Origin of the sequence: Aeromonas sp. 600276 (assembly GCF_049175815.1) — a bacterium.
Taxonomy (GTDB): domain Bacteria; phylum Pseudomonadota; class Gammaproteobacteria; order Enterobacterales; family Aeromonadaceae; genus Aeromonas; species Aeromonas dhakensis.
This window is the reverse complement of record NZ_JAAKVU010000008.1, coordinates 107,488-133,797: the sequence shown is the minus strand read 5'-3', so window position 1 is coordinate 133,797 and position 26,310 is coordinate 107,488. Positions and strand designations below refer to the sequence as shown.

The 26,310-nt window shown below is 64.2% G+C and carries 24 protein-coding genes, 1 pseudogene and 1 riboswitch; of the genes and pseudogenes, 8 read left to right on the top strand and 17 right to left on the bottom strand.

Annotated features, from left to right (window positions below; all coding sequences use genetic code 11):
- Nucleotides 1-17: 17 nt before the first annotated feature.
- From G5134_RS10365 to ettA, 3 genes are all read right to left on the bottom strand, one after another.
- Nucleotides 18-1,361: an NCS2 family permease gene (locus G5134_RS10365; protein ID WP_005304142.1), complete on the bottom strand. Its 1,344-nt coding sequence runs from the start codon at nucleotides 1,359-1,361 to the stop codon at nucleotides 18-20.
- Nucleotides 1,362-1,621: 260 nt separating this feature from the next.
- The gene (locus G5134_RS10360) at nucleotides 1,622-1,957 is read right to left on the bottom strand and encodes a hypothetical protein (RefSeq protein WP_010634932.1); all 336 of its coding nucleotides are present in this window, start codon (nucleotides 1,955-1,957) and stop codon (nucleotides 1,622-1,624) included.
- 96 nt (nucleotides 1,958-2,053) lie between these two features.
- Nucleotides 2,054-3,721 (bottom strand): energy-dependent translational throttle protein EttA, encoded by a 1,668-nt coding sequence (gene ettA, locus G5134_RS10355; protein WP_005304135.1) that lies wholly within the window; start codon nucleotides 3,719-3,721, stop codon nucleotides 2,054-2,056.
- A 241-nt stretch (nucleotides 3,722-3,962) separates the two neighbouring features.
- On the opposite strand from ettA, the gene G5134_RS10350 reads away from it, so the two are divergent.
- Both G5134_RS10350 and G5134_RS10345 read left to right on the top strand, forming a co-directional pair.
- On the top strand, nucleotides 3,963-4,538 hold the full coding sequence (locus G5134_RS10350) for a Crp/Fnr family transcriptional regulator (RefSeq protein ID WP_065018668.1): 576 nt from the start codon (nucleotides 3,963-3,965) through the stop codon (nucleotides 4,536-4,538).
- 57 nt (nucleotides 4,539-4,595) lie between these two features.
- The gene (locus G5134_RS10345; RefSeq protein WP_065018669.1) at nucleotides 4,596-5,105 is read left to right on the top strand and encodes a YgjV family protein; all 510 of its coding nucleotides are present in this window, start codon (nucleotides 4,596-4,598) and stop codon (nucleotides 5,103-5,105) included.
- Nucleotides 5,106-5,194: 89 nt separating this feature from the next.
- Here the strand turns inward: G5134_RS10345 and G5134_RS10340 are convergent.
- The 4 genes and pseudogenes from G5134_RS10340 to G5134_RS10325 all read right to left on the bottom strand — a co-directional run bounded on the left by G5134_RS10340 (nucleotide 5,195) and on the right by G5134_RS10325 (nucleotide 8,622).
- Nucleotides 5,195-6,032: pseudogene (locus tag G5134_RS10340) on the bottom strand (5'-methylthioadenosine nucleosidase).
- Nucleotides 6,033-6,140: 108 nt separating this feature from the next.
- Entirely contained in the window at nucleotides 6,141-6,995 is an 855-nt protein-coding gene (locus tag G5134_RS10335) for a lytic transglycosylase domain-containing protein (RefSeq protein ID WP_005304122.1), read from the bottom strand.
- Nucleotides 6,996-7,203: 208 nt separating this feature from the next.
- Nucleotides 7,204-7,392, bottom strand: coding sequence for a hypothetical protein (locus tag G5134_RS10330; protein WP_005304119.1), 189 nt, complete (start codon nucleotides 7,390-7,392; stop codon nucleotides 7,204-7,206).
- Nucleotides 7,393-7,602: 210 nt separating this feature from the next.
- A complete protein-coding gene (locus tag G5134_RS10325; protein WP_024942294.1) occupies nucleotides 7,603-8,622 on the bottom strand; it encodes an NAD-dependent epimerase in 1,020 nt (339 codons plus the stop codon).
- Between the two features lie 323 nt (nucleotides 8,623-8,945).
- On the opposite strand from G5134_RS10325, the gene G5134_RS10320 reads away from it, so the two are divergent.
- The gene (locus G5134_RS10320; protein WP_005304112.1) at nucleotides 8,946-9,572 is read left to right on the top strand and encodes a YitT family protein; all 627 of its coding nucleotides are present in this window, start codon (nucleotides 8,946-8,948) and stop codon (nucleotides 9,570-9,572) included.
- Here G5134_RS10320 and G5134_RS10315 read toward each other — a convergent pair.
- The 4 genes from G5134_RS10315 to G5134_RS10300 are packed head-to-tail and all read right to left on the bottom strand — an operon-like array spanning nucleotide 9,560 to nucleotide 13,096.
- Nucleotides 9,560-10,375: a substrate-binding periplasmic protein gene (locus G5134_RS10315; RefSeq protein WP_065018670.1), complete on the bottom strand. Its 816-nt coding sequence runs from the start codon at nucleotides 10,373-10,375 to the stop codon at nucleotides 9,560-9,562. The genes G5134_RS10320 and G5134_RS10315 overlap by 13 nt on opposite strands.
- A gap of 50 nt (nucleotides 10,376-10,425) precedes the next feature.
- Complete coding sequence (locus tag G5134_RS10310) at nucleotides 10,426-11,214, bottom strand: heme ABC transporter ATP-binding protein (protein ID WP_065018671.1); 789 nt, start codon at nucleotides 11,212-11,214, stop codon at nucleotides 10,426-10,428.
- Nucleotides 11,215-11,228: 14 nt separating this feature from the next.
- Nucleotides 11,229-12,260 carry a FecCD family ABC transporter permease gene (locus G5134_RS10305; protein WP_010634923.1) on the bottom strand — a complete coding sequence of 344 codons (1,032 nt, stop codon included), beginning with the start codon at nucleotides 12,258-12,260 and terminating at the stop codon, nucleotides 11,229-11,231.
- Nucleotides 12,257-13,096: a heme/hemin ABC transporter substrate-binding protein gene (locus G5134_RS10300; RefSeq protein WP_042049569.1), complete on the bottom strand. Its 840-nt coding sequence runs from the start codon at nucleotides 13,094-13,096 to the stop codon at nucleotides 12,257-12,259. Before G5134_RS10300 ends, G5134_RS10305 begins: the two co-directional genes overlap by 4 nt.
- A 168-nt stretch (nucleotides 13,097-13,264) precedes the next feature.
- Between G5134_RS10300 and hutX the strand changes: the two genes are divergently transcribed.
- Together hutX and hutZ are read left to right on the top strand one after the other, a co-directional pair.
- Nucleotides 13,265-13,777 carry a heme utilization cystosolic carrier protein HutX gene (hutX, locus tag G5134_RS10295; protein WP_005304096.1) on the top strand — a complete coding sequence of 171 codons (513 nt, stop codon included), beginning with the start codon at nucleotides 13,265-13,267 and terminating at the stop codon, nucleotides 13,775-13,777.
- Nucleotides 13,774-14,331 (top strand): heme utilization protein HutZ, encoded by a 558-nt coding sequence (hutZ, locus tag G5134_RS10290; RefSeq protein WP_005304092.1) that lies wholly within the window; start codon nucleotides 13,774-13,776, stop codon nucleotides 14,329-14,331. Before hutX ends, hutZ begins: the two co-directional genes overlap by 4 nt.
- A 71-nt stretch (nucleotides 14,332-14,402) precedes the next feature.
- Here hutZ and G5134_RS10285 read toward each other — a convergent pair whose 3' ends face one another.
- The 3 genes from G5134_RS10285 to G5134_RS10275 are packed head-to-tail and all read right to left on the bottom strand — an operon-like array spanning nucleotide 14,403 to nucleotide 16,442.
- Nucleotides 14,403-14,807: a hypothetical protein gene (locus tag G5134_RS10285; RefSeq protein ID WP_017779150.1), complete on the bottom strand. Its 405-nt coding sequence runs from the start codon at nucleotides 14,805-14,807 to the stop codon at nucleotides 14,403-14,405.
- 39 nt (nucleotides 14,808-14,846) lie between these two features.
- On the bottom strand, nucleotides 14,847-15,398 hold the full coding sequence (locus tag G5134_RS10280) for a cysteine hydrolase family protein (RefSeq protein WP_019840206.1): 552 nt from the start codon (nucleotides 15,396-15,398) through the stop codon (nucleotides 14,847-14,849).
- Nucleotides 15,399-15,458: 60 nt separating this feature from the next.
- Entirely contained in the window at nucleotides 15,459-16,442 is a 984-nt protein-coding gene (locus tag G5134_RS10275; RefSeq protein ID WP_065018672.1) for a ChaN family lipoprotein, read from the bottom strand.
- A gap of 188 nt (nucleotides 16,443-16,630) precedes the next feature.
- Here G5134_RS10275 and G5134_RS10270 point away from each other — a divergent pair, with 188 nt between their 5' ends.
- Together G5134_RS10270 and G5134_RS10265 are read left to right on the top strand one after the other, a co-directional pair.
- The gene (locus G5134_RS10270) at nucleotides 16,631-18,724 is read left to right on the top strand and encodes a TonB-dependent hemoglobin/transferrin/lactoferrin family receptor (protein WP_065018673.1); all 2,094 of its coding nucleotides are present in this window, start codon (nucleotides 16,631-16,633) and stop codon (nucleotides 18,722-18,724) included.
- Nucleotides 18,725-18,990: 266 nt separating this feature from the next.
- On the top strand, nucleotides 18,991-20,145 hold the full coding sequence (locus tag G5134_RS10265; RefSeq protein WP_065018674.1) for a 3-phenylpropionate MFS transporter: 1,155 nt from the start codon (nucleotides 18,991-18,993) through the stop codon (nucleotides 20,143-20,145).
- Between the two features lie 74 nt (nucleotides 20,146-20,219).
- Here G5134_RS10265 and G5134_RS10260 read toward each other — a convergent pair whose 3' ends face one another.
- Genes G5134_RS10260 through G5134_RS10250 form a run of 3 tightly spaced genes read right to left on the bottom strand, consistent with a single transcriptional unit; the run spans nucleotide 20,220 to nucleotide 22,263 of the window.
- Nucleotides 20,220-21,428, bottom strand: coding sequence for a hypothetical protein (locus tag G5134_RS10260; RefSeq protein ID WP_421231994.1), 1,209 nt, complete (start codon nucleotides 21,426-21,428; stop codon nucleotides 20,220-20,222).
- 6 nt (nucleotides 21,429-21,434) lie between these two features.
- A complete protein-coding gene (locus G5134_RS10255; protein ID WP_005304071.1) occupies nucleotides 21,435-21,644 on the bottom strand; it encodes a helix-turn-helix domain-containing protein in 210 nt (69 codons plus the stop codon).
- Between the two features lie 7 nt (nucleotides 21,645-21,651).
- The gene (locus tag G5134_RS10250) at nucleotides 21,652-22,263 is read right to left on the bottom strand and encodes a DUF2975 domain-containing protein (protein ID WP_211028132.1); all 612 of its coding nucleotides are present in this window, start codon (nucleotides 22,261-22,263) and stop codon (nucleotides 21,652-21,654) included.
- 219 nt (nucleotides 22,264-22,482) lie between these two features.
- Here G5134_RS10250 and G5134_RS10245 point away from each other — a divergent pair, with 219 nt between their 5' ends.
- On the top strand, nucleotides 22,483-25,983 hold the full coding sequence (locus G5134_RS10245) for a PAS domain-containing hybrid sensor histidine kinase/response regulator (RefSeq protein WP_065018677.1): 3,501 nt from the start codon (nucleotides 22,483-22,485) through the stop codon (nucleotides 25,981-25,983).
- A gap of 174 nt (nucleotides 25,984-26,157) precedes the next feature.
- Nucleotides 26,158-26,245, top strand: a riboswitch (cyclic di-GMP riboswitch).
- Nucleotides 26,246-26,310: the final 65 nt, after the last annotated feature.

Genomic DNA, 26,310 nt, shown 5'->3' with positions numbered 1-26,310 from the left:
CATTTGTGCGTCGCGGCTTAGTGGCTGTCGACCCAGACAAACTTGAGCACGAACAGCAGGGCCACCACCAGCACGCAGGGGTTGATCTCGCGCCAGCGGCCGGTGCCCGCCTTCATCACGCAGTAGGAGATGAAGCCCACGGCGATCCCCTCGGTGATAGAGAAGCTGAACGGCATCATGACGGCGGTCATGAAGGCCGGTACCGCTTCGGTCAGGTCTTCCCACTTCACCCGGGTCAGCTCGGAGCACATCAGCACGCCCACGTAGATGAGGGCGCCCGCCGCCGCATACGCCGGCACCATGGCGGCAACCGGGGAGAAGAAGATCGCCAGCAGGAACAGCAGGCCGACCACGATGGCGGTCAGACCGGTTCGGCCGCCTACGGCGACGCCGGAGCTGCTCTCGATGAAGGCGGTGACCGAGGAGGTGCCCATGAAGGCGCCGCCGACGGAGCTGGCGCTATCCACCAGCAGGGCCTGCTTCATGCGCGGGAAGTGACCCTTGTCATCGGCCAGCTTGGCGCGGTTGGTGACGCCGATCAGGGTACCGGAGGAGTCGAACAGGTTGACCAGCATAAAGGAGAAGATGATCCCGGCCAGGCTGATGTCGAGCGACCCCATCAGGTCCAGCTGGCCGAACACCGGCTCAATGCTGGGAGGCATGGAGACGAAGCCCTTGAAGGTGACGTCGCCAAACAGCCAGCCCAGGGTGGTGGTCACCACGATGGCGATCAGCACGGCGGAGTGGACGCCGCGGGCCGAGAAGATACAGATCAGGAAGAAGCCGAGCAGCCCCAGCAGGCAGGGCAGGGAGGTGAGGTTGCCCACCGTCACCATGGTCGCGGGGCTGGCCACCACTATGCCGGCGTTGTGCAGGCCGAGCAGGGCGATCAGCAGGCCAATGCCGGCGGTGATGCCGACCCGCAGGGTGAGCGGAATGTTGGCGATGAGCCAGTAGCGCACCCGCAACAGGGTGAGGATCAGCAGGCCCATGGCGCCCCAGAAAATGGTGCCCATGCCCACTTGCCAGGAGTAGCCCATGCCGGCCACTACCACGAAGGCGAAGAAGGCATTGAGACCCATGGCGGGAGCCAGGGCGATGGGCAGGTTGGCCAAGAGGCCCATCAGGATGCTGCCGATGCCGGCGATGAGGCAGGTGGTAACGAACACGGCCTGGGTGTCCATGCCGGCCGCAGAGAGGATCTGCGGGTTGACGAACACGATGTAGACCATGGTCAGGAAGGTGGTGATGCCGGCGATCACTTCGGTGCGGGCGTTGGTGCCATGGCCCTTCAGGGCAAACAGACGCTCAAGCAATCCTTGCCCGGCGGCCTGTGCGGGGGCCTGGTGTGGTTGATTCATGTTGGATTCCAATAGGTGACGTGAAATAAGCAGCAGGAGAGGGGCATCCTCCATGGAGGAGTGACGCCCGCTTTCTGGTGGTTAAACAACCAGACTCGTCCTGATACCGTGACAGCGCGCACATTTTTACACAGGCGGCGCCGTTTACAAACCCCGGATCTGCGAGGCGGATCAATGAATAGAGCAAAAATTCAAACGTTTTCCCCGCCGAAAATAAAAAAGGTTCTCGCTGGAGAACCTTTTGAGGGGCAGGGGTCGGGTCAGAGGGTCTTGAAGTAACGCTCCACCAGCTGGGCCAGCACGGAGTCGAGCTTGTCCTGCACCTCTCCCAGTTCCCGCCCCATGCGGCGCAGGAAGAGGCTGGCCTGCTCCTCGCTCAGCTTGCGGCCGTCGATGAAGAACTCCTGCTCCGGCAATTGCTTGTCATAGCGGGGCAGCAGGGTCCAGTTCACCAGCTCCGGCTCCACGGCGGCGAAGATCCTGGCGGCGGCGGCACAGAAGGTCTCGATGTGCGCCTTGCCGTCCGGCCCGAGGCAGCCCGGTTCAACCCGGATCTGGATGGTCAGTTTCTTCTCTGTGGTGGGCTGGGTCGTCATCTTGCTACATCCATGCATAAAAGGTATCCGTCTTGGATTGTAAGCCATCGGGCACAAGAAAGGGGAGCCTGGGCTCCCCTTGTCGCATTTGCCGGTTTACTTGGCGATGCGCTTGTACTTGGCTCTGTGCGGCTGGACCGCCTCGGCGCCGTAGGTCTTCTTCTTCCACTCTTCGTATTCGGTGAAGTTGCCTTCGAAGAATTCGATCTTGCCCTCGTCCTGATAGTCCAGGATGTGGGTGGCGATGCGGTCGAGGAACCAGCGGTCGTGGGAGATGACCATGGCGCAGCCCGGGAACTCCAGCAGGGCGTTCTCGAGGGCGCGCAGGGTTTCGATGTCCAGATCGTTGGTCGGTTCATCCAGCAGCAGCACGTTGCCGCCGGTCTGCAGCAGCTTGGCCAGGTGCAGACGGCCGCGTTCACCACCGGAGAGCTCGCCGACTCGCTTCTGCTGATCGGCGCCCTTGAAGTTGAAACGGCCGATGTAGGCGCGGCTCGGGAACTCGTAGTTGCCGATGCGCAGGATGTCCTGGCCGTCGGCGACTTCCTCGAACACCGTCTTCTTGTCGTCCATGCTGTCGCGGAACTGATCGACAGAGGCCAGTACCACGGTTTCGCCCAGGGTGATGGCGCCGGAATCCGGCTGCTCCTGACCCGACATCATGCGGAACAGGGTTGATTTACCGGCACCGTTCGGGCCGATGATGCCGACGATGGCCCCCTTCGGAATGGCAAACGACAGATCGTCGATCAACACCCGGTCACCGTAGGATTTGCGCAGGTTGGCCACTTCCACCACCTTGTCGCCGAGGCGCGGTCCGGGCGGAATGAACAGCTCGTTGGTCTCGTTGCGCTTCTGGTAGTCGTTGGTGTTGAGCTCTTCGAAGCGGGCCATACGGGCTTTGGATTTGGCCTGACGGCCTTTCGGGTTCTGGCGAACCCACTCCAGCTCTTTCTCGATGGACTTGCGACGAGCCGCTTCCGTGCTGGCTTCCTGCGCCAGACGGGCATCTTTTTGCTCCAGCCAGGAGGAGTAGTTGCCCTCCCACGGGATACCTTCGCCGCGGTCCAGCTCCAGGATCCAGCCGGCCACGTTGTCGAGGAAGTAACGGTCGTGAGTGATGGCCACGACGGTGCCCTCGTAGTCGTGCAGGAAGCGCTCCAGCCAGGCCACGGACTCGGCGTCCAGGTGGTTGGTCGGTTCGTCCAAGAGCAGCATGTCCGGCTTTTCCAGCAGCAGGCGGCACAGGGCCACGCGGCGGCGCTCACCACCGGAGAGGTGCTTGATCTTGGCATCCCATGCCGGCAGGCGCAGGGCATCGGCCGCACGCTCCAGCTGGTTTTCCATGTTGTGGCCGCCCTGGGCCTGGATGATGGCTTCCAGTTCGCCCTGTTCGCGGGCCAGCTTGTCGAAATCCGCATCCGGGTCGGCGTAGGCCGCATAGACCTCGTCCAGCCGGGCCATGGCGCGCTTCACCTCGCCGACCGCCTCTTCGACCGCTTCACGCACGGTCTGCTCCGGATCCAGCTTGGGCTCCTGCGGCAGGTAGCCGATCTTGATACCGGGCTGCGGACGGGCTTCCCCTTCGATCTCGGTATCTAGCCCTGCCATGATGCGCAGCAGGGTCGATTTACCGGCGCCGTTCAGACCCAGCACGCCGATCTTGGCGCCCGGGAAGAAGGAGAGGGAGATGTTCTTGAGAATATGACGCTTGGGCGGCACTACCTTGCCGACCCTGTTCATGGTGTAAATAAATTGAGCCATTGGCTAATTCTCTTCCTTTTCAGCAGGTTAATGTCTTGGCACTAACAGACTGATGTCGTGGTGGGGCCAGGTCGGCGGGTCGCCAACCGGGTTCCAAAAAACCCGTCGATTGTAAACCAATGGGCGAGGGGGGGCAAAGGTGGCACCCGGTCGGCCATCCCCTTTGCCGGGGCCATCACAGCCTGCTGCAACGGGCTGTCAAACTTGGCATGATGAAGGCCCAGTTTGCCCCGGAGTTTGCATGACCAGCCTGCCCTCTGCCCCGCCTCTGGCGGCCACCCTCGCCGCCATGGGGTTGGCGCCCGCCATCGGTGAGCCGCTTGCCGCCCGCCTGCCTCGTTTGACCTTGGAGCCGGGTCAGCCGCTGCTGGCTCAGGGGGCGATGCAGGAGTCGGCTTTCTATATCGAGCGGGGCATCGCCCGCGCCTGCCACTACGCCCGGGACGGGCAGGAGCGCTGCAAGGAGTTCTACTTCGAAGGGGAGCTCTGCCTGCTTTACGACAGCTGGCTCACCGGGTCGCCTGCCCGCTACCAGCTGGAGGCCGTCACGGCACTGCAACTGGTGCGGGTACCGCTCGCCCTGCTGGACGAGCCCGCCTGGCAGCCGGTTTGCATGGCCCTGCTGCGCCAGCAGCTCTGCTACAAGGAGCGCAAGGAGGCCTTCTTGCTGCTCCACTCCCCCGAAGAGCGCTACCAGGAGCTCTGCCGCACCTTCCCCCACTGGCCGGCGCGGCTCACCCAGGTGCAGCTCGCCAACTATATCGGCATCAGCCCGGTCACCCTGTCGCGGATCCGCCGGCGCATTAACACGGGTTAATGCCGCGCCTCGCCCATCCCCGCCATGCTGGGCCCCTCGAACAAGCCTGGAGTGGGGATGATGTCGCTGTTTTTGTGGTCACAACTGGTGGTGAGCCTGGCGCTGCTGCTGGATCTGCTGTCGTTTCAGCTGCGGGCGCGCCGGGCCATTCTGGCCTGCCTGGCGCTCTCCTGCGCCCTCAATGGCGCCCATTTCGCGCTGCTGGGACAGTGGTCTGCCGCCCTGCTGCTCTGGCTGGCGAGTCTGCGCTTCGTGGTCAGCATGCTGGCCACGCGCCGCCTCTTGATGTGGCTCTTTATGGGGTTGTCCTGCCTCGCGGTGCTCGCCACCTATCAGGGGCCGCTCGCCCTACTGGGGTTGCTGGCCAGTCTGCTGCAGACCCGGGCTGCGTTTTGCCCGGATGATCGCCTGCTGCGGCGCTGGATGCTGCTGGGCACCCTCTGCTGGCTGGTCAACAACCTGCTAGTGGGGTCGCCCGTGGCGGCGCTGATGGAGGGGCTGTTTCTGGTCAGTAATCTGGTGGGCTACTACCGCCACTATGGGCGCAAGGTGTTACCTGCCGGCTGAGGTCAGTCTGCCGAGAAAAAAGCGGGTAATGCCGCAGAATGGGTGTTGTAGGGCAAAGAGGCCGCCACAGTGGCGGCCTCTCTGGCATGTCAGGCTTTGTTGAAGCCGTTGATGAGCGCCTTTGCGTAATCGATGACGAACTGCTGGCAGTGGATGGCGGTTTGCGGATCGAACTCCTCGCCGTGCAGATCGCTGTTGGAGAGCACCCGGATCCCGACGAAGGGCACCTTGTAGGCCTCGGCCACCAGGGCGGCGGAGGAGGTCTCCATCTCTTCCGCGGCGGTCTGGTAGGTCTGGTGCAGCCAGTTGATGCGGGCAACCTGGCGGTTCCACTCGTCGGCGGTGCCTATGATGCCGGGGACCACCCGGCCGTGACGATAACCGTCGGCCATGCCGAGGGCGCGGCCGACCAGCTCGGGATCGCCGGCAAAGGCGGTGTGTTCTACCAGCTTGCCGTTGTCGCGCAGGCGCATGGTGACCTCGAAGTTGTGCCATTTGCTCGGATCGACGCCCTGCTCGGCGGGGGTCAGATCACTGCGATAGGCCCCCATGTTGAAGCTCTTGGTGCCGATGACGATGTCGCCCCCGGTGCAGCGCCGGATCGTGGCCGCCCGCCGTGCCCTGGTTGATGACGAGACGTGGCCGGAAGTGTTCCATGGCGAGGGTGGTGGCCGCGGCGGCATTGGCCAGTCCCACCTCGGTGCGGGAGATGACCACCGGATAACCCGAGAGGGTGCCCTGCCAGTAGGTCCAGGCACCCACGGTCAGCTCCTGCTTCTCCTTGAGGGCGGCCACCAGGGTCTCGACTTCGACGTCCATTGCCCCCTGGATCAGGATGGGGGCGGGGGCCGGATTGGCCGCCACGACGGCGGAGTAGAAGAGGGCAAGCAGGGTGAGCAGGCGCGAGCAGCGTTTGATGAAATTCATGGATTACCTGTAATACGTGCGAGAAAGCGCCGGATCCTATCGAAAGGCAAACGATTGCGCAAATGAGGCGGTGGCTTTTGTCAATAGCAGGCCGGCAGGGAGTCGGGTTCAGGGCTGCTTGTGGCCGGCGAAGTAGAGCACCCGCCGCACATATTGCTGGGTCTCCTGATAGGGGGGGATGCCGCCATACTGCTCCACCGATTTTTCGCCGGCGTTGTAGGCCGCCGACATCAGGGTCCAGTTGCCGTCGAAATGGGTGTGCAACCACTTGAGATAGGCCACGCCCCCCTTGATGTTCTGCTCCGGATCGAAGGGGCGGGTCACCCCGAAGCGCTGCTGGGTCTCGGGAATGAGCTGCATCAGCCCCTGGGCATTCTTGGGGGAGACGGCGCGGCTGTCGAGGTTCGATTCGGCGATGGCGATGGCCAGCACCAGCCGCTCGTCGATGCGGTGGCGCTTGGCGGCGTGGCGCAGCATGTTGGCCAGCTTCTGCTTGGCGGGTGACTGGCGGGCCAGATAGGCCTCCAGATTGAAGGGGGTGGTGGGGATGGCGGCGAAGTAGCCACCGGATCCGCCGACGCCGCTGCCGCACTGATCCCCCATCACGGCATTGCCGACCCGGCTGTTGTAGTAACGGATAGCCTGCTGGTTGCCAAGGCGGATCGCCATGGCCAGGTAGGCGTTGGCCATGCGGGGGTTGCGAACCGAGCCCGGGCCGGTGGCGAGCAGGCGGCCGATGCGAAAATAACCTTCCGGGTTACCCGTGGTGGCGGCGGCGCAGTAGAAGTGGATGGCCTGGGTCAGGTTGCCCTGACTCTGTGCCTGTTGACCTTGCTTCAGTGCGCTGAGCGCCTTGGGCGCCTGTCTGAAATCCCTGCTTTGCGCCGCTGCCTGCACATTACCGGCCAGCAACAGCGATAAAAAAAGCAGCAAAAACAGCCTGTTTTCGCTGAGGCTCGACATGGATTCTCTCCTGTTGGGGTACAGAAGATATAGGGGAACATGGCCCGTTCTGCCATTAATCCAGTGGATCCTGTTGTTATGGATCCGGGTATCCAGAGATCAAAACGGTATGGAACCAATGGCCGATGCAGTCCTATCAGGGGCTGGCCGTGCATCCAGGTGGTCGGTGGCGATAAAGAGGTGGCTAAATCAGTTGCCCCTGGCCCCCTCAGACGTCGAGATGATAGGGCTGCTCGTCCGGCTCGGCGGCGGGCAGCTGGCGATACATCAGGCGAATTTCGCTCGCCACCCAGAGCGAGAGCAGGCCGAGCAGGCTCAGCAGCGGCATCAGGGTATGGCTCTGTTGCAGTCCGTAGGCAGACAGGGCGGCGCCCAGCAACAGCAGAATACGGATCATGAGGTGACTCCTTCTCATCATGGTGAGGGGGCGGATGCGTGCCCGTGTGGCACCAAGTGCGGCCAGTATACCCCAGCCGGTGCCCGGCAAACCGCCATCCGCCTCACATCCCCATCCTAAGGGGGGAGGTGGTGCGGCGCCATTCCATTAACTCATCAAACAATTTTCAGCCGGCCGTGGCAGGGCGCACCCAGTGTCCGGTCGGGATGGCTACTCCAGCTCCGCGGGTTGGTAGTAGTCGAGATACCAGCGCACGAACGCGGCGACCCCTTCCTCGATGGAGGTGGCGGGGCGCAGGCCGGTGAGGGTGTGAAGGGGCTCGCTGTCGGCCCAGGTGGCGTGCATGTCGCCCGCCTGCATCGGCAGCATCCGCTTGATGGCGGGCTTGTCCAGTGCCTGTTCCAGCGCCTCGATGAAGTCGAGTAGCCGCACCGGCTGGCCATGACCGATGTTGAGGATGCGGTAGGGGGCGGCGCTCTCTGCCGGGCTCTGTTCGCCGGCGTGCCAGTGAGGGTTGGGGCGGGGTGGCAGCTCGGCGACGGCGAGGATCCCCTCGACGATGTCGTCGATGAAGGTGAAGTCGCGGCTGAGATTGCCCTGGTTGTAGACGTCGATGGGCTCGCCCGCCAGGATGGCTCGGGTGAACTTGGCGATGGCCATGTCGGGCCGGCCCCAGGGGCCGTAGACGGTGAAAAAGCGCAGCCCTGTGGTGGGCAGGCCGTAGAGCGCCGAGTAGGCGTGGGCCATCAGCTCGCCGCTCTTCTTGGTGGCGGCATAGAGGGAAACCGGGTGGTCCACCTGCTGATCGGCACTGAACGGCAACTGCTCGCCCATGCCGTAGACCGAGCTGGAGGAGGCGTAGATCAGATGCCGGATGTCGTGCTGGCGGCACCCCTCCAGCACCGTCAGCATGCCGGTGAGGTTGCTCTCGCTGTAGGCAAAGGGGTTTTCCAGCGAGTGGCGCACCCCCGCCTGGGCACCCAGGTGGATCACCCGCTCGAACTGCCCCTCGGCAAACAGGGCGGCCATGCCGGCCCGGTCCGCCAGCTCGCCCTCTACGAAGCGAAAGTGGGGGAAGGGGGTCAGCATCGCCAGGCGAGCCTCTTTGAGGCTCACCTCGTAGTAGTCGTTGAGGTTGTCCAGCCCCACCACCTGATGACCCGCCTCGCACAGCCGTCTGGCGACGTGAAAACCGATAAAACCGGCGGCGCCGGTGACCAGATACTTCATGGCTGGGGTCCTGTGCAGATCATGGGGCTCCTGATGGTGGTGCTGGAGTTGAGGCTGCGCGCGTTGTAGCAGAGCCGGCGCGTCTGTGCCATGGCAAACCGCCCTTTTCGTCAAGGTGGGGGCGGCTCAGGCGCGGCATGCTGCATCTTGGTGCAGCGGCTGTCAATGGAGAATGACAGGCACCAAAACGGGGCGTGGGCGGCGACTATTGTGATCATGGTCGCAAAAAATAGACTGAATCCCATAACGAAGCCCTGTGGACAGGGCTCGCGCCCGCGATATGGGCAACAGACACTCTTTTACTTCGCTATTGGATACCGGTTATGGACAACACCCCCGTCTCGGCGCAGTCCGCTCGTACTGCGCACCCCCTCTATGAAGACATCATCGCCCTGCTGACCGCCGCCGGCTTCGTCTCCCTCGGCATCTTTCTGTTTCATCAGGTGGGCCTGCTCACCGGCGGCACCGCCGGGTTGGCACTGCTGCTGCAGCAGGTGACCGGGCTGAGCTTCGGCCTGCTGTTCTTCGGCATGAACCTGCCCTTCTATGCTCTGGCCTGGCTCAGGATGGGGCCGCGCTTCACCCTCAACACCTTCGTCTCGGTGGCGACCGTCTCCTTCATGACGGATCACCTCAATGCCGTGCTGCAGATAGGCAAGATTGAACCGGTCTACGCGGCGCTGATCGGCGGCACCCTGATCGGCATGGGGCTGCTCATCATGTTTCGCCACAAATCGAGCCTGGGCGGCTTCAACATCCTGGCGCTGTTTATCCAGGATCGCTTCGGTATCCGCGCCGGCAAGCTGCAAATGGGGCTGGATTGCACCATCGTCATCGCCTCCTTCTTCGTGGTGCAGCCCTGGATCCTGGCCCTCTCCGTGGTGGCGGCCATCATCTGTAACCTGGTGTTGACACTCAACCACAAGCCGGGTCGCTATCAGTTGGCGTGAGGCCTCTGTGAGCCGGGTGGAAAAAGGGTGTGCAGCCGATGATCGGGCAGCGGTGAGGAGAGGCCCCAGTGCACCCTGTGCCGCAGCAGATTGCCCTGGGCTTCCAGCCGGGTCAGGATCTGGTTGAAGGCTGCCAGCTGCGCCTCGCTCATGCGTTGGCGGTTGAAGGCGATGTAGTAGTTCGCCTCGTGACTCTTCTGCCATAGCCTGATCTTCGAGGCGCCACTGAGGTTGAGTCGATAGAGGGCCACATCCAGGTTGGAGAAGTAGAGGTTGTAGCGCCCCTGTCGTTCTATCTTGAGCAGGTTCGCATAATCATCGTTGACGTTGAGTTCCAGCTGCATCGGGGGGATCCCCTGCTGGTGCAGGGTGTCGTCCAGCTGGCGCAGCAAGGTCTCGCTGAACGAGCCTCTGGTCACCCCGATCCGTGCGTGACCAAGGCGAGCCAGAGTCAGCGGTGCGTCAATTTCGTCGACGTGGGCAAAGATGCCCCAGCTCGCCTTGCACAGTGGTACCGAGTAGCTCAGCGTCTTTGCCCTGGCATCGCTCCAGGCGAGCGGAAACATGCCGTCCACTTCCCCCAGATCCAGCTCTTTTCTGGCCCGCAGATTGGGGCGCAGCGTGATCTGGCACCCCTCAGGCCAGTAGCTGCACGCCTCTTTCACCATGTCCACCATGGCGCCGGTCGGCTGGTTGTCACTGCCCATGAAGCTGTAGGGGGCAAACTCCTGGACGACCAGACGCAGGGGGGCTGCAACGCAGAGAGGGGAGAGGAGCAAGAGCAACAGCAGACGAGCAGGCATGGGGCAAGCATCCGTGATTGACACCCTTGCAGTATGAGCGAGAAATCGCCCTACAGGACGACGGTATACATCCCCTGTGGGTCTGTGATCACCCGGGCCGGGTAGTCGTAGAGGCGGTCGATGAGATCAGGCGTCAGCACCTCGCGCGGGGTGCCGTCGGCCATCACTCTGCCCTGCTCCAGCATCACCAGCCGGTCGGCGTAACGGGCCGCCAGATTGAGGTCGTGCAGCACCACCAGCACGGCGGTATGGCGGGCGGCGAGGGCGCGCGCCATGGTGAGCAGCTGGTGCTGATACTTGAGATCGAGCGCCGAGGTGGGTTCGTCCAGCAGCAGCAGCCGCGCTTGTTGCGGTTCCTCCGGGGCCTGCCAGATCTGGGCCAGCACCCGGGCGAACTGTACCCGCTGGCGCTCTCCGCCGGAGAGACCGGGATAGAGGCGGCCGGCCAGATGATCCACCCCGGCATGGGTCATGGCGGCCCGCACTATCTCGTCGCGCCGGCTGGCCGGCTCGCTGTGGGGCAGTCGGCCCATGGCCACCACCTCTTCGCACAGGAAGGGGAAATTCAGGGACGAGCTCTGCGGCAACACGCCGACACGGTGGGCCAGCTCGTTGCCGGCCCACTCCTGCCGCTCCCGGCCAAACAGATCTATCTCCCCCTCATGTTCCAGCTCGCCGGTGAGGCACTTGAGCAGCGAACTCTTGCCGGCGCCGTTGGGGCCGAGCAGGGCGGTGAGGCTGCCCGCCTGCAGGCTGAGGTCGAGCCTGTCCAGGATGGGGCGGCCGCCCCGGCTGAGGCTGAGCTGGCGACAGTGCAGCAGGGTCGATGAAGCTGACAAGATGAGTCCTCCGGTTAAAGGGTGCGGCGGCCCTTGACCAGCAGCCAGATGAAGAAGGGGGCGCCCAGCAGGGCGGTGATGATGCCGACCGGCATCTCGGCCGGCGCCAGCAGGGTGCGGGCCAGCATGTCGGCGCCCAGCAGCAGGGCGGCCCCGAGCAGGGCGGAGAGCGGCAGCAGCCGGACATGGTTGGGGCCGGCCAGCAGCCGCACCAGGTGCGGCACCACCAGACCGACGAAACCTATCATGCCGGCCACTGCCACCGCCACGCCGACCCCGGCGGCGGTGAGCAGGATCAGCCGCCGCTTGAGGGACTGTACCTGAATGCCGAGGTGGCGGGCCTCCCCTTCACCCAGCAGCAGGGCGTTGAGGGGGTTGGCATCGCGCAAGAACAGGATGAGCAGGGCAACCAGGGTCAGCAGCGCCAGCGCCACGTCCACCGGCTTGCCCGCCGCCAGCGACCCCATCTGCCACAAGCTCAGGTTGCGCAGCATCTGATCGTCGGCGAGATAGGTGAGCAGGCCGATCACGGCGCCGGACAGCGCAGTGACGGCCACCCCGGCCAGCAGCATGACGGTGACCGAGGTGCCCCCTTCGCGGGTGCCGAGCAGATAGACCAGGGTGGTGGTCAGCGCCCCGCCAAGAAAGGCGAGCAGGGGCAGCAGGCCGATGCCGAGCAGGCTCTGCCACTGCTGGCCGAGGGGGGCCAGCAGCACGATGGCCAGCGCCGCGCCGAGCGCCGCCCCGCCGGAGACCCCGATGATGCCGGGGTCGGCCAGGGGGTTGCGAAACAGCCCCTGCATCACGGCGCCGCAGAGGCCGAGAATTCCCCCCACGGCGATGCAAAGCAGGGTGCGTGGTAGGCGGATCTCCTGCACGATCAGCAGTTTGTGGGCCTCAATCCCGCTCCCTTGGCCGGCGAACAGGGCACGCAGGCTCTCGCCAAAGGAGAGGGCCATGGGGCCGGTGGCCAAGGATCCGACCAGCAGCAGCGCCAGTGCGCCGCCGGTGAGGCACAGCAGCCAGGGCAGTGGCAGACGCATCATGAACCCAGCTTGATCCACTTGGCGATCTGGCTGGCCTGCTGCAGCGAGGTGAGGCTGAGCCCCCCTTGCAGGGCGTGACCATCGATGGCATGGATGGCCCTGTTCTTGCCGGCCGGGGTGGCGGAAAGGGCGGGCACCTGGCTCAGCACGGTTTCAGGATCCTGATACTGCTGCCAGTCGCGGCCGCTCACCAGCACCAGATCGGGCTGCAGCTCGATCAGGGATTCGGTGGAGACGGGCTTGTAGTCTTGCAGCTGGGCCACCGGGTTGATGCCGCCGGCCAGGGTGAGCAGGGCGCTGGCGGTGGTGTTGCCGCCGGCGATGCTGGTGGGCTGGCCCTTGTGCAATAGCAGGAAGACCACCTTGAGCGGCTTGTTCTGCTTGGCCTGAGCGGCCAGCAGCTCGCTCTGGGTCTGGATTTCGGCCTTCAGACGGGTGCCGGCGGCCGGGTCCTTGAGCAGGGTGGCCAGGGTATCGATGCGCTGGTTGAGGTTGGCGAGGGTGGGGGCGGTGGGCAGCACGTCCACCGCGACCCCGGCCCGGCGCAGCTGCTCCAGGGCGGGCGGCGGCCCCATCTCGTCGCTGCCGACCAGCCGGGTCGGCGCCAGGCTCAGGATCCCTTCGGCGGCGAGGGCGCGGTGATAGCCGACCCGCGGCAGGTTCTTCGGCTCCGGGCTGCTGATGTCGGTGGCGATGAGGCTCTGCTCGCCCCCGAGTGCCAGAATGAGTTCAGTGGTGGCCGGGCCTATGCTGACGATACGCTCCTGCGCCAGAGTGGGCAGGGACAGGGCTGAGCAGCCGAGCAGGCTGAGTGCGAGGGCAAAACGACGGCCCATGCTAACCTCCGAAGGGTGAATGAAGTGGGATTGCCGCCGAGAATATCAAGCCGTCGAAAAAAATGCACTGAGAATGAAAGCGATTATCAATTGCATTGGTTTGGGGCCTTCATTACAGTATCCGCCATGACAGAACAGGGATGCCGCAGGCATCCCAAGGGAGAACCGATGAGCATTGCACAACGCATTCATGGGCTGCTGGCACAAGATCCCGGCGCTCACCCGTCCACCATTGCCGCCGAGCTGGCCGTCAGCGAATGGGAGGTGGTGCGCCACCTGCCGGCCGAGCTGGTTACCCTGGTGCCCGCCGAGCAGGCAGAAGCCCTGCTGGCGGATCTGGCCGACTGGGGCCAGGTGACCACCATCGTCGAATCCGACGGCTCCATCTTCGAGGTGAAGGCCCCCTTCCCCCGCGGCAAGAGCGCCCGTGGCTACTACAACCTGATGGGGCGTGACGGCGAGATGCACGGCCACCTCAAGCTCGACAACGTGGTCGGCATCGCCCTGGTCAGCAAGCTGTTCATGGGCAAGGAGGGGCACTCCTTCCAGTTCTTCGGCCACAGCGGTCGCTGCATTTTCAAGGTCTATCTGGGGCGTGACGAGCAGCGTCAGCTGCTGCCGGCCCAGGTGGAACGCTTCATGGCCCTGCGCCACCAGTATCAAGAGGAAGTCAAAGCATGAGTGAACGTCAGGAGCGTCTGCAGAACCGCCTGCAACCGGAGATCCGCGAGTTTCGCGACGGTTGCCGCACCCTGCAGCTGGCGACGGTGGACAGTGAAGGCAACCCCAATGCCAGCTATGCCCCCTTCGTGCTGCAGGAAGATGGCTACTATGTGCTCATCTCCGAGATCGCCCGCCACGCCCGCAACCTGCAACAGGTGCCCAAGGTGTCGCTGATGCTGATCGAGGACGAGAACGGGGCCCGCGAACTGTTTGCCCGCAAGCGCCTCACCTTCGATGCGCTGGCCGAAGTGGTGGCCCGCGACGACGTGCGCTGGGAGAAGGCCGTGGCGGCGCTGGAAGGGCGCTTTGGCGAGATAGTCAAAGGGCTCTCCAATCTCAAGGACTTCGTGCTGTTTCGTCTCAAGCCCGAGCAGGGGCTGTTCGTCAAGGGCTTCGGCCAGGCGTTCCGGGTCTCCGGCGACGAGCTGGTGGACTTCGTCCACCTGGTGGAAGGGCACAAGCGCATCGACAATGGCGCCGAGCTGACCAGCCCGGCCGATGCACCGGTCTGATCCGCGCGGATCGCCAAGATGACAAAACGGGCAGCCCTGGGGCTGCCCGTTTTTTTATGGACGGTTTTCCCTCAATCCTGCCAGGAGGCCTTGTTGGGAAAGGCGTCGCGGTCGGCCCGGGTGGCGGTCTCGTTGCACTCGCCCCGGATCTTCCAGGAAGTCTGGCTGAGCACTATGTAGCCTTCGCGGCAGTATTTGCGCTCGGTCAGTGCCTGGGTGAGCTGGGCATCCTGCAGCGCTTCGCGCCGCTCCAGCAGGCTCTTGTTCCTGCTCAGCCTGCTGCCGTCATCGTTCTGGAGGCGGGTGGGCAGGGTATCGAGCGGGGCGGCCTCGAAGGTGAAGCGCTTGCTCCCCTCCTCGTTGATGTGGGTCCTGAACAGGGGGGCCGGGCCATCCGGCTGGCGCCCCGGCAAGCCGGAGCAGGCGGTGATTGCCGGCAACAGCAGCGTGAAGGCAACGGCAGAGAGTAGACGCACACAAGACTCCAATCGGGTGATCGCTTCAGAGCGGGCAGATTAACATGCCGGCTCGGGTTGGGTGGCGCCCAGCAGCTCATCCGTCGTGAGCAGGGTCACGCTTCTGCCTTTTGGCAGGCTGAGGTGACGCCACATCCAGTGATGGTGCTCGATGATCTGCTCCGCGCTCAGGTGGGGCCGGTCCGCCGTGGTGTGGGCGTCGGTCACCGCCACCACCTCGAAACCGCGGGCGGCGGCGCTACGCAGGGTAGTGTCGACGCAAAAATCGGTGGCACAGCCGCAGACGAGCAGCCTGTCTACCGGCTGCTCCGCCAGCAGGAAACCGAGCTCGGTGTCGAGAAAGCTGTCGCAGGCGGTCTTGCTCACCCGGCTGTCATGCCCCTCTGGGGCGAGATCGGCGTGCAGCTGCCAGCCCGGACTGGCGGGATCCACTTCGGAACCGGGGGCATCGTGCTGCACATAGATGACACGACCCTGTTCTGCCCGCACGCGCTCGGCCAATCGATTGATATTGGCGATGACCTGGGCGTCCTGATGGCGAGGCTGGGTGAACAGCCCCTGTTGCATGTCGATGACCAGTAACACATCCATATGAAATCCTTGGGCAATTGTTTGTCAGGGGGGCAGCCACTGGGCTCCTCAGACGCAAGGTCAGGGTTGCAGCCACTGGCTGCAGTCACGACTGCGGGATTGATGCAGTGCGCCCATATCTTGCTTCATTTCATCGGCATTTAGCCAGCGTTCCGGCGGGGGGGCGATGCCGACTCGCACGTCGGCCACCCGGCCGGCTGCTGCCGCTTGCTCCTTGCCCGCTTGCGGCGCCGTCAGCTCAGGCACGACCAGCGCCACCTTGAGGGCCGGGTTGCGACTGGCGATGCGGCTGGCCAGCCCCAGTCCCCCCTCCACGTGGAAGTTGCCGGCGATGTGCATGATGCGCCGGCCCGGGTGGCTGCGCAGGTAATCCACCATGCTCTCGGCCATGGTGTCGTCCCAGCTGGTCTGGGCGGCAAAACGGCGGGCATTGCCGTCGGCATCCCCATGATGGAGCGAGGCCATGAATTTCTGGCGATAGGGGTCATCGCCGAGGGTGAGGGTGCGGGCCAGCTGGCTGCGACGGTTGGCGGGCAGCTGATCCAGCCAGGCCGGCCCCTCCTGGCCGACACAGCTCACCAGCGGTTTGGGGGCATTGGCGGCGATGACTGGCAGGTGGCGCGCCTTGGCGAACTCCACCAGCGGGCGATAGTCGCTCGGGTAGTTGGGCCAGGCGTTGCCGTCGCGAATGAGGGCCGCCTCGCCGATGCGACCGGCCAGGTAGGCATCCAGCACCGGCTGATCGGCGCGGCTGAACTGCTCCATGGAGAGCACCAGGGGGCGGCTGTCTGCCTGCGCCGTGTCGGCCAGGCCCGCCAGCATTCTGGCCTGCAGCAGGTGCACCGCCGGGTGGGTGTGCAGCTCGCCCACCAGCACTATGTCGGCATCCGCCACCCGGGTCAGGGCCTGCTCCAGGGTCAGCGCATCCCCCTGGGTGGCCTTGAGCTGATAGTGATAGAGGGTGCCGGCATCGTTGACGGGGGCCGTCGTGGCACAGGCGGCCAGCAGCAGGGGCAGGGTGAGCAGGGGCAGAAGTCGGGTCATGGGTGTCTCGCAGCGATGAGGTGCCTGCACCATACAATGGCAGCATGGCGGGCGGGAAAACAGAGGAGCGTAGTGTAGAACCTAATTACGACAAAAGAAAATGAGAATGATTCCGTTTATTATTGATCTTTGTTGAGAGGTGAGTAAGATGCCTGCTGTTTGATAACAGTTCTCAATAAGGATTTGCAGTGGCCCATAACAACACCCTATCGCTGGTCGCCCTTGCCGTGGCGGCCGGCCTCGCTTCCCCGGTTTTTGCGGCGGACAAGAAAGCAGATGACGTCATGGTGGTCAGTGGCTCCCGGATGGAGCAGAAACTGGAAGATGTCTCCGGTCCCATCTCGGTCATTACCGCCGAACAGATTGAAGAGCAGGTGGTGAGCAACGTCGCCGACCTGTTCCGTTACGAGCCGGGCGTCACCGCCCTCGGCGGTGCCGGCGATGCCCAGACCTTCATCATTCGCGGCATGGGCGAGAACCGGGTCAAGATAGTGCGCGACGGCGTGCGCGAGAACGACGCCTACAAGAATGGCGGCGTGGGCCAGAGCTATTTCGACACCGACATGATCAAGCAGGTCGAGGTGGTCAAGGGGCCGGCCTCGGCGGCCTACGGTTCCGATGCACTGGGTGGCGTCATCGCCATCACCACCAAGGATGCAGCGGATTTCCTCAAGGGGCGCGACAGCTATCTGGACGCCACCTCCGGCTATGCCTCCAGCAGCCACCAGAAGATGGCTGGCTTTACCGGTGCCCTGCGTACCGGCGAGCTGGAAAACCTGCTGCGCTACACCTGGCGTGACGGCGGGGTGACCCAGAACTACGACAGCGACAAGAACGAGTTCGACATCGTCAGTCAGGCGCTGTTGTTCAAGAGCCAGTGGAACCTGAGCGATAACCAGTTCCTCAAGCTGACCGTCGACTACTTCACCGAGGGTCAGGACCCCGACGCGGTCGACCTCACCAAGGCGGGCTCTGTCTTCAACCAGCCGATCACCGACAAGGATACCGACAACCTGTCGCTGGTGCTGGATCACGGCACCGCCCTGCAGGCGCCCTGGGTCGATCGCATCGACAGCAAGCTCTACTACGCCCGCACCAAGCAGACCATGGATCAATACGCCTCCTCCAAATACCCGGTGCGGCCGACCAACCCCTATGTGACCAAGAACTCGCTGGATCACAACGGTTTCGAGCAGAAGAGCCTGGGCGCCCAGGTGAAGTTCAGCAAGGCGCTGGATAGCCAGCGCCTGGCCTGGGGCCTGGAGTATGAGCACACCGACAACGAGCGGACCCGCTTCAAGGCGCCGACCGTGGCGGGGGATTTTGAAGGCTACAGCGAGCTGAGCTTCCCCTCCACCACCACAGAGCACGGCACCCTGTGGGCGTTTGACGAGCTGAAGTTCGGCGAGCGCTGGGTGCTGACGCCGGGGGCCCGCTATGACTACTACCGGATGAACCCGGATCAGGATCCCGCCTACACGGGCGAGAACCTCAAACGCTTCTCCGAAGGGGAGTTCTCGCCCAAGCTGGGGCTGGTATTCAAGGCGCACGAGGCGGCCAACCTGTTCGCCCAGTACAGCCACGGCTACAAGACCCCCATGTATGACAACGCCTTCTCCACCCTGAACCATCAGGCGTACGGCTATCGCATCGAGCCCAACACCAACCTCAAACCCGAGAGCAGCGACGGCATCGATCTGGGGGTGCGCGGCAGCGCCGGCGGTTTCAGCTATGAAGTGGCCACCTTCTACAACAAGTACGACGACTTCATCGAGCTGGGCCAGGTGAGCACCGAAGGGCGCACCGCCGTCTACCAGTACCAGAACCTGGACAAGGCCACCACCAAGGGGGCCGAGGCCAAGGCGGACTACTGGCTGAACGATCTGGTCAACGTCTGGGGCAACCTTTCCTACATCGAGGGCAAGGATGGCGACGGCAACTACATCAACAGCCTGAGCCCGCTCAAGGGGACCCTGGGGGTACGACTGGAGCAGGCCAACTGGAACATCAACACCGCCCTGCGCTTTGCCGACGACATGAGCAAGGTGGGCAAGGATGCCAAGGGCAACGACAACATCAAGAGCGCGGGCTGGGGCGTGGTGGACATCTACGCCCAGTTCAAGCCGGTGCAGGATCTGCAGTTCAACGTGGGCGTCTTCAACCTGTTTGACAAGGAGTACGTCAACTACGAGAGCATCACCGGCCAGAGCGCCAGTGCCAGCACCAGCAACAAGACCGAGCCGGGCCGCAACCTGAGTGCACGGGTCAAGTACGTGTTCTGATGAATACCCATCACGACAAGGGGCCTGCGGGCCCCTTTTTCATGGCGCAAGCGAACGGCCAAAAAGAAACCCGCCGGTGGCGGGTGGAAGGATTGCAACACTAACCAGGAGGAGGTGTTACTCGATAGACACCGGTCTTGCGCCAATAGTTCAATTTTATTGATGTTTTTCACTATTATCTGCGCGGCTTCCCGCCCGGGATCGCAGGATCCCCACCGGCAAATCGGTTATCATTTGTGCCCCATCTTCCCCCTTGCCGAGGATCTATGCCCGCCTTCTCCTGGTTAGCCCTGTTTTTTGGTGCTTTCTACTTCGTCTATGGTGCCTATCTGCCGTTCTGGTCGCTCTGGCTGGAGGGGATCGGGGTGAGCGCCGAGATGATAGGCCTGCTGCTCGGTGCCGGCATGGCGATCCGCTTTGCCGGCAACCTGATGGTGATGGGGCAGATCAAGGGGGCGGGGCACCTGCTGCCGGTCACCCGCCTGCTCTGCCTGCTCAGTCTGCTGGCCTTCCTCGGCTTTTATCTCAGCCACAATCTCTGGTGGCTGGTGGGACTGACCCTGGTGGCGAACTTCATCTACCCGACCCTGATGCCGGTAGGGGAGGCGCTGGCCACCCGCATGGTAGTGCAGGCGCACCTCGACTACGGCAAGGTGCGCCTGTGCGGCTCCTTTGCCTTCATCGTCGCCTCGACCCTGGTGGGGGCCCTGGTGGGGAATTTTGGCAGCGAGTGGGTGCTGCACACCATGGTGGCCGGGCTGCTGTTGATGCTGCTGCTCAGCTGGCTGCCGCTGCACCCGGCGCCGCGGGACATTCAGGGCGAGCGGGTCAAGGCCTCCCTGCTCGATACCCTCAAGTCTCCCCAGGTGCGCCGCTTCCTGCTGATCTCGGCCCTGCTGCAGGGCAGTCACGCCGCCTACTACGGCTTCAGCGCCATTCACTGGAAGGCGGCGGGCTACAGCGGCACCACCATCGGCTATCTGTGGGCGCTGGGGGTGGTGGCGGAGATCGGCATGTTCGCCGCCGACAAGCGCTTCCTCAACCGCTTCGGCGCCCAGACTCTGTTTCTGGTGGGGGCGCTGGGCTGCGTGGTGCGCTGGATCCTGCTTGGAGCCTCCACCGAGATCCTGGTGCTGGTGGCGGGCCAGCTGCTGCATGCGGTTACCTTCTGCGTCAGCCACCTCGGCGCCGTGCGCTTCATGACCCGCCAGCTGCCGGCCGAGCAGCTGATCCCGACCCAGGCGCTCTATGCGGCGCTGGGGCTCGGCATGACGGTGGCCGCCCTGATGACCCTGTGCGGTCTGCTCTACGAACCGCTGGGAGGCAGCATCTTCTTCCTGATGGTGCTGGTGGTACTGCCGGTGTTCGTGCTGCGCCTGCGCCCAGCTGCGCCGTCTGGGCAGGGGCATGTCCCGGTCTGATACCGACCCGTCTGAATCATCACGCAGCAAAAGGGAGAGCCATGGCTCTCCCTTTTTCGTTGCGGCGTGCGGCGTTACCGCGCTTCGCCAAGATAGTGGCGGCTCAGGCGGCGCCAGGTATCCGAGCCTATGGTGCCAGCAAGCAGCTCATTGGATGCGGTATCAAAGCGACCATCCGGCAGCCAGCCCAGCTGGGGCAGCAGCCGGGCGAGGGTGGCGTCATTGTGCTGCAGCTCCCTGTCCAGGGTTTCCCAGAAGGCGCTCCCCTTGACGTAAAAGAGCGGGTAGTAGGAGCGATCTCCTGCCATCACCTCGCGGGCTGCCCGATAGAGGCCGCTCTCGCCATGGGGCAACTGCTTGCCCCGTTCGGCCAGCTCGTTGACCGCCGTGACCTGATGCAGCCGAAAGCGGCGCAGCGCCTTGATGGCAAGGTACTCGGCAAGGCTCTCGTTGACCCAGGTGGGCTGTGGCGCGGTGCTGAGGATGTGCACCGCCTCGTGGGCGGAGGTGCGCAGCAGACGCAGTGGCGCCTGTGGCGTCGGCTTGCCATCCCTGGTGGGGTAGTTGGCGACAAACACCTGATCCCCGGCGGCGCCGCCGAGGGAGCGGGTCGCCACATCCCGCCCCAGCCACACCAGCCGCCACGGGTGAGTGGGCGGGGTGACATCGAGCTGGAAGGCCAGATAGTCGATGATCTCATTCATTTGTTGCTGCAGGGCCGGCAGATCGAGCCGATTGGCCGTCTCGTCATGGCTGAGCAGCAGCCTGGGATCCCGTTTGGTGACGGGCACTGTGGCCAGACCAAATGGCAGGATCAGCGGCGGCTGATTGAGGTCCGGCAGCGGCTGGCAACTGCCATCCGGCAGACAGACGTCCCCTTGGCGACTCCCTTGCTGGCGCACCAGATTGCCCCATTCGGTCAATAGCCACCGATTGGGGGCAAACAGCAGCGACGCCTGGGCCGAGGCATCGGCCCCCAGGGCTGTCGCCGGGGTGAGGGTTACCTGCCAGCCGACCTCTTGGCAGGAGAAGGGCTGGTTGAGGGCCACCGGCTGGTTGTCTGCAAGACAGACCAGTTTGGGTGAAACCGGCGCGGTGCTGCCAGGCAACTGACGAGGGGGGAGCAGGGTAAAAGGGGGATTGCCCTGCATCGTGAGGCGTACCTGCAACTCATTGGCACGGCTGCCCTGCTCGACAAGGTAGCGGGGGCCGCTGGTGCCATCGGCGGCGCAGGCCCACAGCGGCAGCAACCACAGGGCACACAGGGTGAGATGGCGACTCATAGGGGATCAACGCTCCTCCTCGAAGGCCAGCAGATCCCCGGGCTGGCAGCCCAGTTCGCGGCAGATCGCCTCCAGGGTGGAGAAGCGAACCGCCTTGGCATGGCCGTTTTTCAGAATGGAGAGGTTGGCCTCTGTGATGTTGACCCGCAGGGCCAGCTCGCGGGCGGTCATCTTGCGTTCGGCCAGCAGGGCATCGAGTCGGATGATGATGGGCATGGGATCCTCACACCGTCAGTTGTTGTTCATCGGCCAGCAGTTTGGCCTCGCGCATCACCAGGGCCAGTGCCGAGACGATCAACCCGGCCAGCAGCAGCTGGAAGTCCGACGAACTGATGTTGATCTTGCCGTGCAGCTCGGGTCCCGGCAGGGTGAGCACTATGTCCAGCAGCGGCGTCGTGCCGATCTTGGTGACGAAGCTGACGCAGAGCAGCAGGCCGATCCACTGGTAGCGACGGATCTGGCTGAAGGTGAACAGCATGGCCTGCCGGTAGCCGCGAAACAGCTGGAGCAGCTGCCACAGCATCAGCATGAACACCAGATCCGGCAGCAGCATCACCAGGGTGCCCAGCAGGCGGGTTCCCAAAGTGAGGGGATAGTCGGCAACGGCGGGCTGGGTGCTGGCCTGCGGGAGCGACTCCGTGGTCAGGGGCACCTTGTCGAGCACCGAACTCTCTTCCACATTCAGCGCTTCTTGCAGCTCCTGCTGCAGGTAGTCGCTGCCGCCGATCAGGTGTGACCAGACCCCCATGACCGTCAGGACGGGGGTGGCCAGCAGGGTGGCCAGCAGGATCCATTCGATCAGGCTGCTCATGCGTTCGAGCTTGTTGTGTTTCATCGCTTACCTCTTTGAGTGAAAGGGTGGGCCACGCGTAGCGCCGAGTTATCGTTTATCAATAAACACAGCTAGATGTTTATCGTTTTTCGATATTTATTCAACCGTTTTTTATTGAAAAACGATAAATTCTCGTCGCAATAAGGAGATGACATTTTCCGGGCAGCTCTCTAGACTGGCTGCTGCTGCGCTTGAATCTTCAACACGGACAAGAGGTTACAGATGCACCAGGGATGGTTGCTGATCGGATTGTCGCTCTCCTATCTGGGGCTGCTGTTTCTGATCGCCTACGTGGCGGACAAGAACAAACGGCGTCGCCTCCAGGGCCAGCCCCTGCTCTACAGCCTGTCGCTGGCGGTCTACTGCACCTCCTGGACCTTCTTCGGCACCGTGGGCCAGGCCAGCGAGTCGCCCTGGTCGCCGGTGCCCATCTACCTGGGGCCCATGCTGGTGTTCCTGTTCGGCTGGCGACTGCTGGCCCGCCTCATCCTGGTGGCCAAGCGCGAACACATCACCTCCATCGCCGACTTCATCGCCGCCCGCTATGGCAAGTCCCAGCGCCTGGCCATGGTGATCGCGCTGATCGCCATCATGGGCATACTGCCGTACCTGGTGTTGCAACTGAAAGCCATCGTCACCGGGCTGGATCTGCTGATGGCCAACCCTGTGCCCGCCGGCCCCACCGGCAATACCGCCGGGCTGGCCCTCGGGGTGGCCCTGCTGCTGGCCCTGTTCAGCATACTGTTCGGCACCCGCCACCTGGATGCCACCGAGCACCACAGGGGCATGGTGGTGGCCATCGCCTTCGAATCCGTGGTCAAGCTGCTCGCCTTCATGGCGGTGGGGAGCTTCGCGCTCTGGCTCATCCTCAGCAAGCCGAGCCAGGCCCGCACCCTGGTGGCCAGCGATTTTCTCGATGCGGTGGTGGCGGTGACGCCGGGCAGCCTGCTGGAGCTCGCCATCTACACCCTGGTGGCCATGTGCGCCGTCATCTGCCTGCCGCGCCAGTTTCACGTGACCGTGGTGGAGAACAACCAGGGCCAGGATCTGCACTGGGCGCGCTGGTTGTTCCCGCTCTACCTGTTCATGATGGGGCTCTTCATCTGGCCGCTGGCGCTGGCGGGCAAGCAGTGGGTGGGGGCCGGCATGGCCTCGGATACCTATGTGATCAGCCTCCCCATGTCGCTCGGGTTCGACGGCATGGCGCTGCTGGCGTTTCTCGGCGGCACCTCGGCGGCCACCGGCATGGTGATCGTCTGCACCATAGCGCTGGCCATCATGGTCAGCAACGATCTGGTGCTGCCGGTGCTGCTGCGCCGCTTCTGGCAGCAGGGGCGGGACGAGCGGCTGGTGCGCCTGCTGCTGCAGGTGCGCCGCGGCGCTATCCTGCTGATCCTGCTGGCAGCCTGGGGGCTCTACCTCTGGCTCGGGGATCTCACCAGCCTGTCGCGCATCGGCTACCTGTCGTTCGGTGCGGTGGCCCAGTTCGCACCGGCCCTGCTGCTCGGCCTCTACTGGCGGCACGGCAACCGCAAGGGAGTCTATCTCGGCCTCGCCCTCGGGGTGAGCCTCTGGTTCGCCACCCTGCTGGCGGAGAGCGGCCTGCTGGCCGGCTCGCCGCTGGCGACCCTGCTGGCGCCGCCCGACTGGCCTGCGGTGCGCGACCTGAGCCTGGGGGCCTGGTGCATCTTCCTCAGCCTGTTGCTCAACCTGGTCGGCTATGTGGCGGGCTCCCTGCTCTCCCGCCCGGCGGTGAGCGAGCGGCTGCAGGCGGCCAACTTCGTCGGCAAGCCGAGCCGCGATACCACGGCGCTCTATCAGGCGCGGGTCTCGGTCAAGGAGCTGGAGATGCTGGCGGCTCGCTTCGTCGGCTCGAGCCGGGTCAAGCGTGCCTTCGGCCGCTTCGCCGGCGAGCGGGGCGGCACCCTGGCGCCCCAGATGCAGGCCTCCGCCGAGCTCATCGCCCACACCGAGCGGCTGCTGGCCGGGGTGTTCGGCACCTCGTCCGCGCGGCTGGTGCTGGCCTCGGCCCTGCAGGGGCGCAACATGCAGCTGGAAGAGATCGCCACCATAGTGGACGAGGCCTCTGACGTGTTTCGCTTCAACCGCGGCCTGCTGCAGGGTGCCATCGAACACATGGGGCAGGGGATCTCGGTGGTGGATCGGGAGCTCAAGCTGGTGGCCTGGAACCGGCGTTACATCGAGCTGTTCCACTATCCCCCCGGCCTCATCCAGGTGGGCCGCCCCATCGAGGAGATCATCCGCTACAACGCCCAGCAGGGGCTGTGCGGCCCCGGTGATGTGGAGGCCCAGGTGGCGCGGCGGGTCGCCTTCATGCAGCGGGGCAGCCAGCACATCTCGGCCCGCGAGCGCCCAGATGGCCGGGTGATCGAGATGCAGGGCAATCCCATGCCGGCAGGCGGCTTCGTGATGACCTTTACCGACATCACCCCGTTTCGCGACGCCGAGCGGGTGCTGCGCGAGGCCAACGAACACCTGGAGGCGCGGGTGGCCGAGCGCACCCACGAGCTCTCCGAGCTCAACCGCCAGCTGCTGCTGGTGAACCAGCAGGTGGAGCGGGCCAACCACTCCAAGAGCCGCTTCCTGGCGGCGGTGAGCCACGATCTCACCCAGCCGCTCAACGCCGCCAAGCTGTTTACCTCCTCCCTGCTGGAGATGCTGCCGCCGGCGGACGAGCCGGCCCGCATCGCCCGCCACATCGACGACGCGCTGGGGGCGACCGAGGATCTCATCACCGATCTGCTCGACATCTCGCGGCTCGAAGCGGGCAAGTTCAAGGCCAAGAAACTGGATTTCGCCCTGCGCGACGTGTTCGACAACCTCAAGGCGGAGTTCGGCGTGCTGGCCCAGGCGGGGGGGATCCAGTTCTCGGTGGTGGAGAGCGGTGTGGCGGTCTACAGCGACGTGCGCCTGCTGCGGCGGGTGCTGCAAAACTTCCTCACCAACGCCTTTCGCTACAACCCGGGCGGCCGGGTGCTGCTCGGCTGTCGCCGGCTCGGCGACAAGGTGCGCATCGAGGTGTGGGACAACGGCCCCGGCATTCCGGCCGACAAGCAGGAGGCGATCTTCGACGAGTTCTCCCGCCTCGATCACTCCCGTACCGCGCGGGAGCAGGGGCTGGGGCTCGGCCTTGCCATCGCCCGCGGCATCGCCCTGGTGCTCGGCCACAACCTGACCCTGCGCAGCTGGCCGGGAGCGGGCTCGGTATTTGCCGTCACCCTCAATCTGGCGACCCGTCCTGTCGCAACGACGCAGGTAGCGGCCCCCGCCCAGCGGGACAGCCAGCTGGAGGGGATCCGGGTGCTCTGCATCGACAACGAGAGCGACATCCTGATCGCCATGCAGTCACTGCTGGGGCGCTGGGGCTGCGAGGTGGTGTGCGCCCAGAGCCAGGCCCAGGCGGAGGATCTCATCGCCGGCGGCTTCCTGCCGCAGCTGGTGCTCTCCGATTACCATCTGGACGACGGCAAGACCGGGCTACAGGCGCTGCACATGCTGCGTCTCGCCCACGGCAACGACATCGGCGGCATCATCATCAGTGCGGATCGCAAGAGCGAGCTGCAGGCACAGATCCGCGAACACGGCTACGGCTACATCAGCAAACCGGTCAAACCGCTCAAGCTGCGGGCGCTGATGAACAGCATCTTGCGGCCGGCCAAACTTGATGGTGATCACGAATCCGGGAATTCGTCCGATTTTTAATCGGCGGCCCCCAAGTGGCAAGATCGGCACTTTCCGACCCGGAAATGTGCCTTTTCTTCTCGTTTGAGGCTCAAAACCGGTAAAAAGTGACTTATTAATAATCAATCAGGGGTTTGCCCTCTCTCCTTTGACTCCCTTATAGTCAGGTCGCGATTATTTTTATCGCAAATCAAGTTGTGCAAAAGGCAAACCGGATGAAAGTCCGGGACGCAAAGCTTCCGGTCTAAGGGTCAGCGGTACCTAGGATAGCGGGGCCACCACAGGTTGTTTCGTCCATGGGCCAAGCCATGGTGCGATGTTGTCTGCGTTACCTGTCAGGTTGCGTTG

Bases quoted from the DNA above. Each gene is read 5' to 3' on its own strand.
- G5134_RS10365 (WP_005304142.1), bottom strand. From the start codon at position 1,361: ATGAATCAACCACACCAGGCCCCCGCACAGGCCGCCGGGCAAGGATTG.
- G5134_RS10360 (WP_010634932.1), bottom strand. From the start codon at position 1,957: ATGACGACCCAGCCCACCACAGAGAAGAAACTGACCATCCAGATCCGG.
- ettA (WP_005304135.1), bottom strand. From the start codon at position 3,721: ATGGCTCAATTTATTTACACCATGAACAGGGTCGGCAAGGTAGTGCCG.
- G5134_RS10350 (WP_065018668.1), top strand. From the start codon at position 3,963: ATGACCAGCCTGCCCTCTGCCCCGCCTCTGGCGGCCACCCTCGCCGCC.
- G5134_RS10345 (WP_065018669.1), top strand. From the start codon at position 4,596: ATGATGTCGCTGTTTTTGTGGTCACAACTGGTGGTGAGCCTGGCGCTG.
- G5134_RS10335 (WP_005304122.1), bottom strand. From the start codon at position 6,995: ATGTCGAGCCTCAGCGAAAACAGGCTGTTTTTGCTGCTTTTTTTATCG.
- G5134_RS10330 (WP_005304119.1), bottom strand. From the start codon at position 7,392: ATGATCCGTATTCTGCTGTTGCTGGGCGCCGCCCTGTCTGCCTACGGA.
- G5134_RS10325 (WP_024942294.1), bottom strand. From the start codon at position 8,622: ATGAAGTATCTGGTCACCGGCGCCGCCGGTTTTATCGGTTTTCACGTC.
- G5134_RS10320 (WP_005304112.1), top strand. From the start codon at position 8,946: ATGGACAACACCCCCGTCTCGGCGCAGTCCGCTCGTACTGCGCACCCC.
- G5134_RS10315 (WP_065018670.1), bottom strand. From the start codon at position 10,375: ATGCCTGCTCGTCTGCTGTTGCTCTTGCTCCTCTCCCCTCTCTGCGTT.
- G5134_RS10305 (WP_010634923.1), bottom strand. From the start codon at position 12,260: ATGATGCGTCTGCCACTGCCCTGGCTGCTGTGCCTCACCGGCGGCGCA.
- G5134_RS10300 (WP_042049569.1), bottom strand. From the start codon at position 13,096: ATGGGCCGTCGTTTTGCCCTCGCACTCAGCCTGCTCGGCTGCTCAGCC.
- hutX (WP_005304096.1), top strand. From the start codon at position 13,265: ATGAGCATTGCACAACGCATTCATGGGCTGCTGGCACAAGATCCCGGC.
- hutZ (WP_005304092.1), top strand. From the start codon at position 13,774: ATGAGTGAACGTCAGGAGCGTCTGCAGAACCGCCTGCAACCGGAGATC.
- G5134_RS10280 (WP_019840206.1), bottom strand. From the start codon at position 15,398: ATGGATGTGTTACTGGTCATCGACATGCAACAGGGGCTGTTCACCCAG.
- G5134_RS10275 (WP_065018672.1), bottom strand. From the start codon at position 16,442: ATGACCCGACTTCTGCCCCTGCTCACCCTGCCCCTGCTGCTGGCCGCC.
- G5134_RS10265 (WP_065018674.1), top strand. From the start codon at position 18,991: ATGCCCGCCTTCTCCTGGTTAGCCCTGTTTTTTGGTGCTTTCTACTTC.
- G5134_RS10260 (WP_421231994.1), bottom strand. From the start codon at position 21,428: ATGAGTCGCCATCTCACCCTGTGTGCCCTGTGGTTGCTGCCGCTGTGG.
- G5134_RS10255 (WP_005304071.1), bottom strand. From the start codon at position 21,644: ATGCCCATCATCATCCGACTCGATGCCCTGCTGGCCGAACGCAAGATG.
- G5134_RS10250 (WP_211028132.1), bottom strand. From the start codon at position 22,263: ATGAAACACAACAAGCTCGAACGCATGAGCAGCCTGATCGAATGGATC.
- G5134_RS10245 (WP_065018677.1), top strand. From the start codon at position 22,483: ATGCACCAGGGATGGTTGCTGATCGGATTGTCGCTCTCCTATCTGGGG.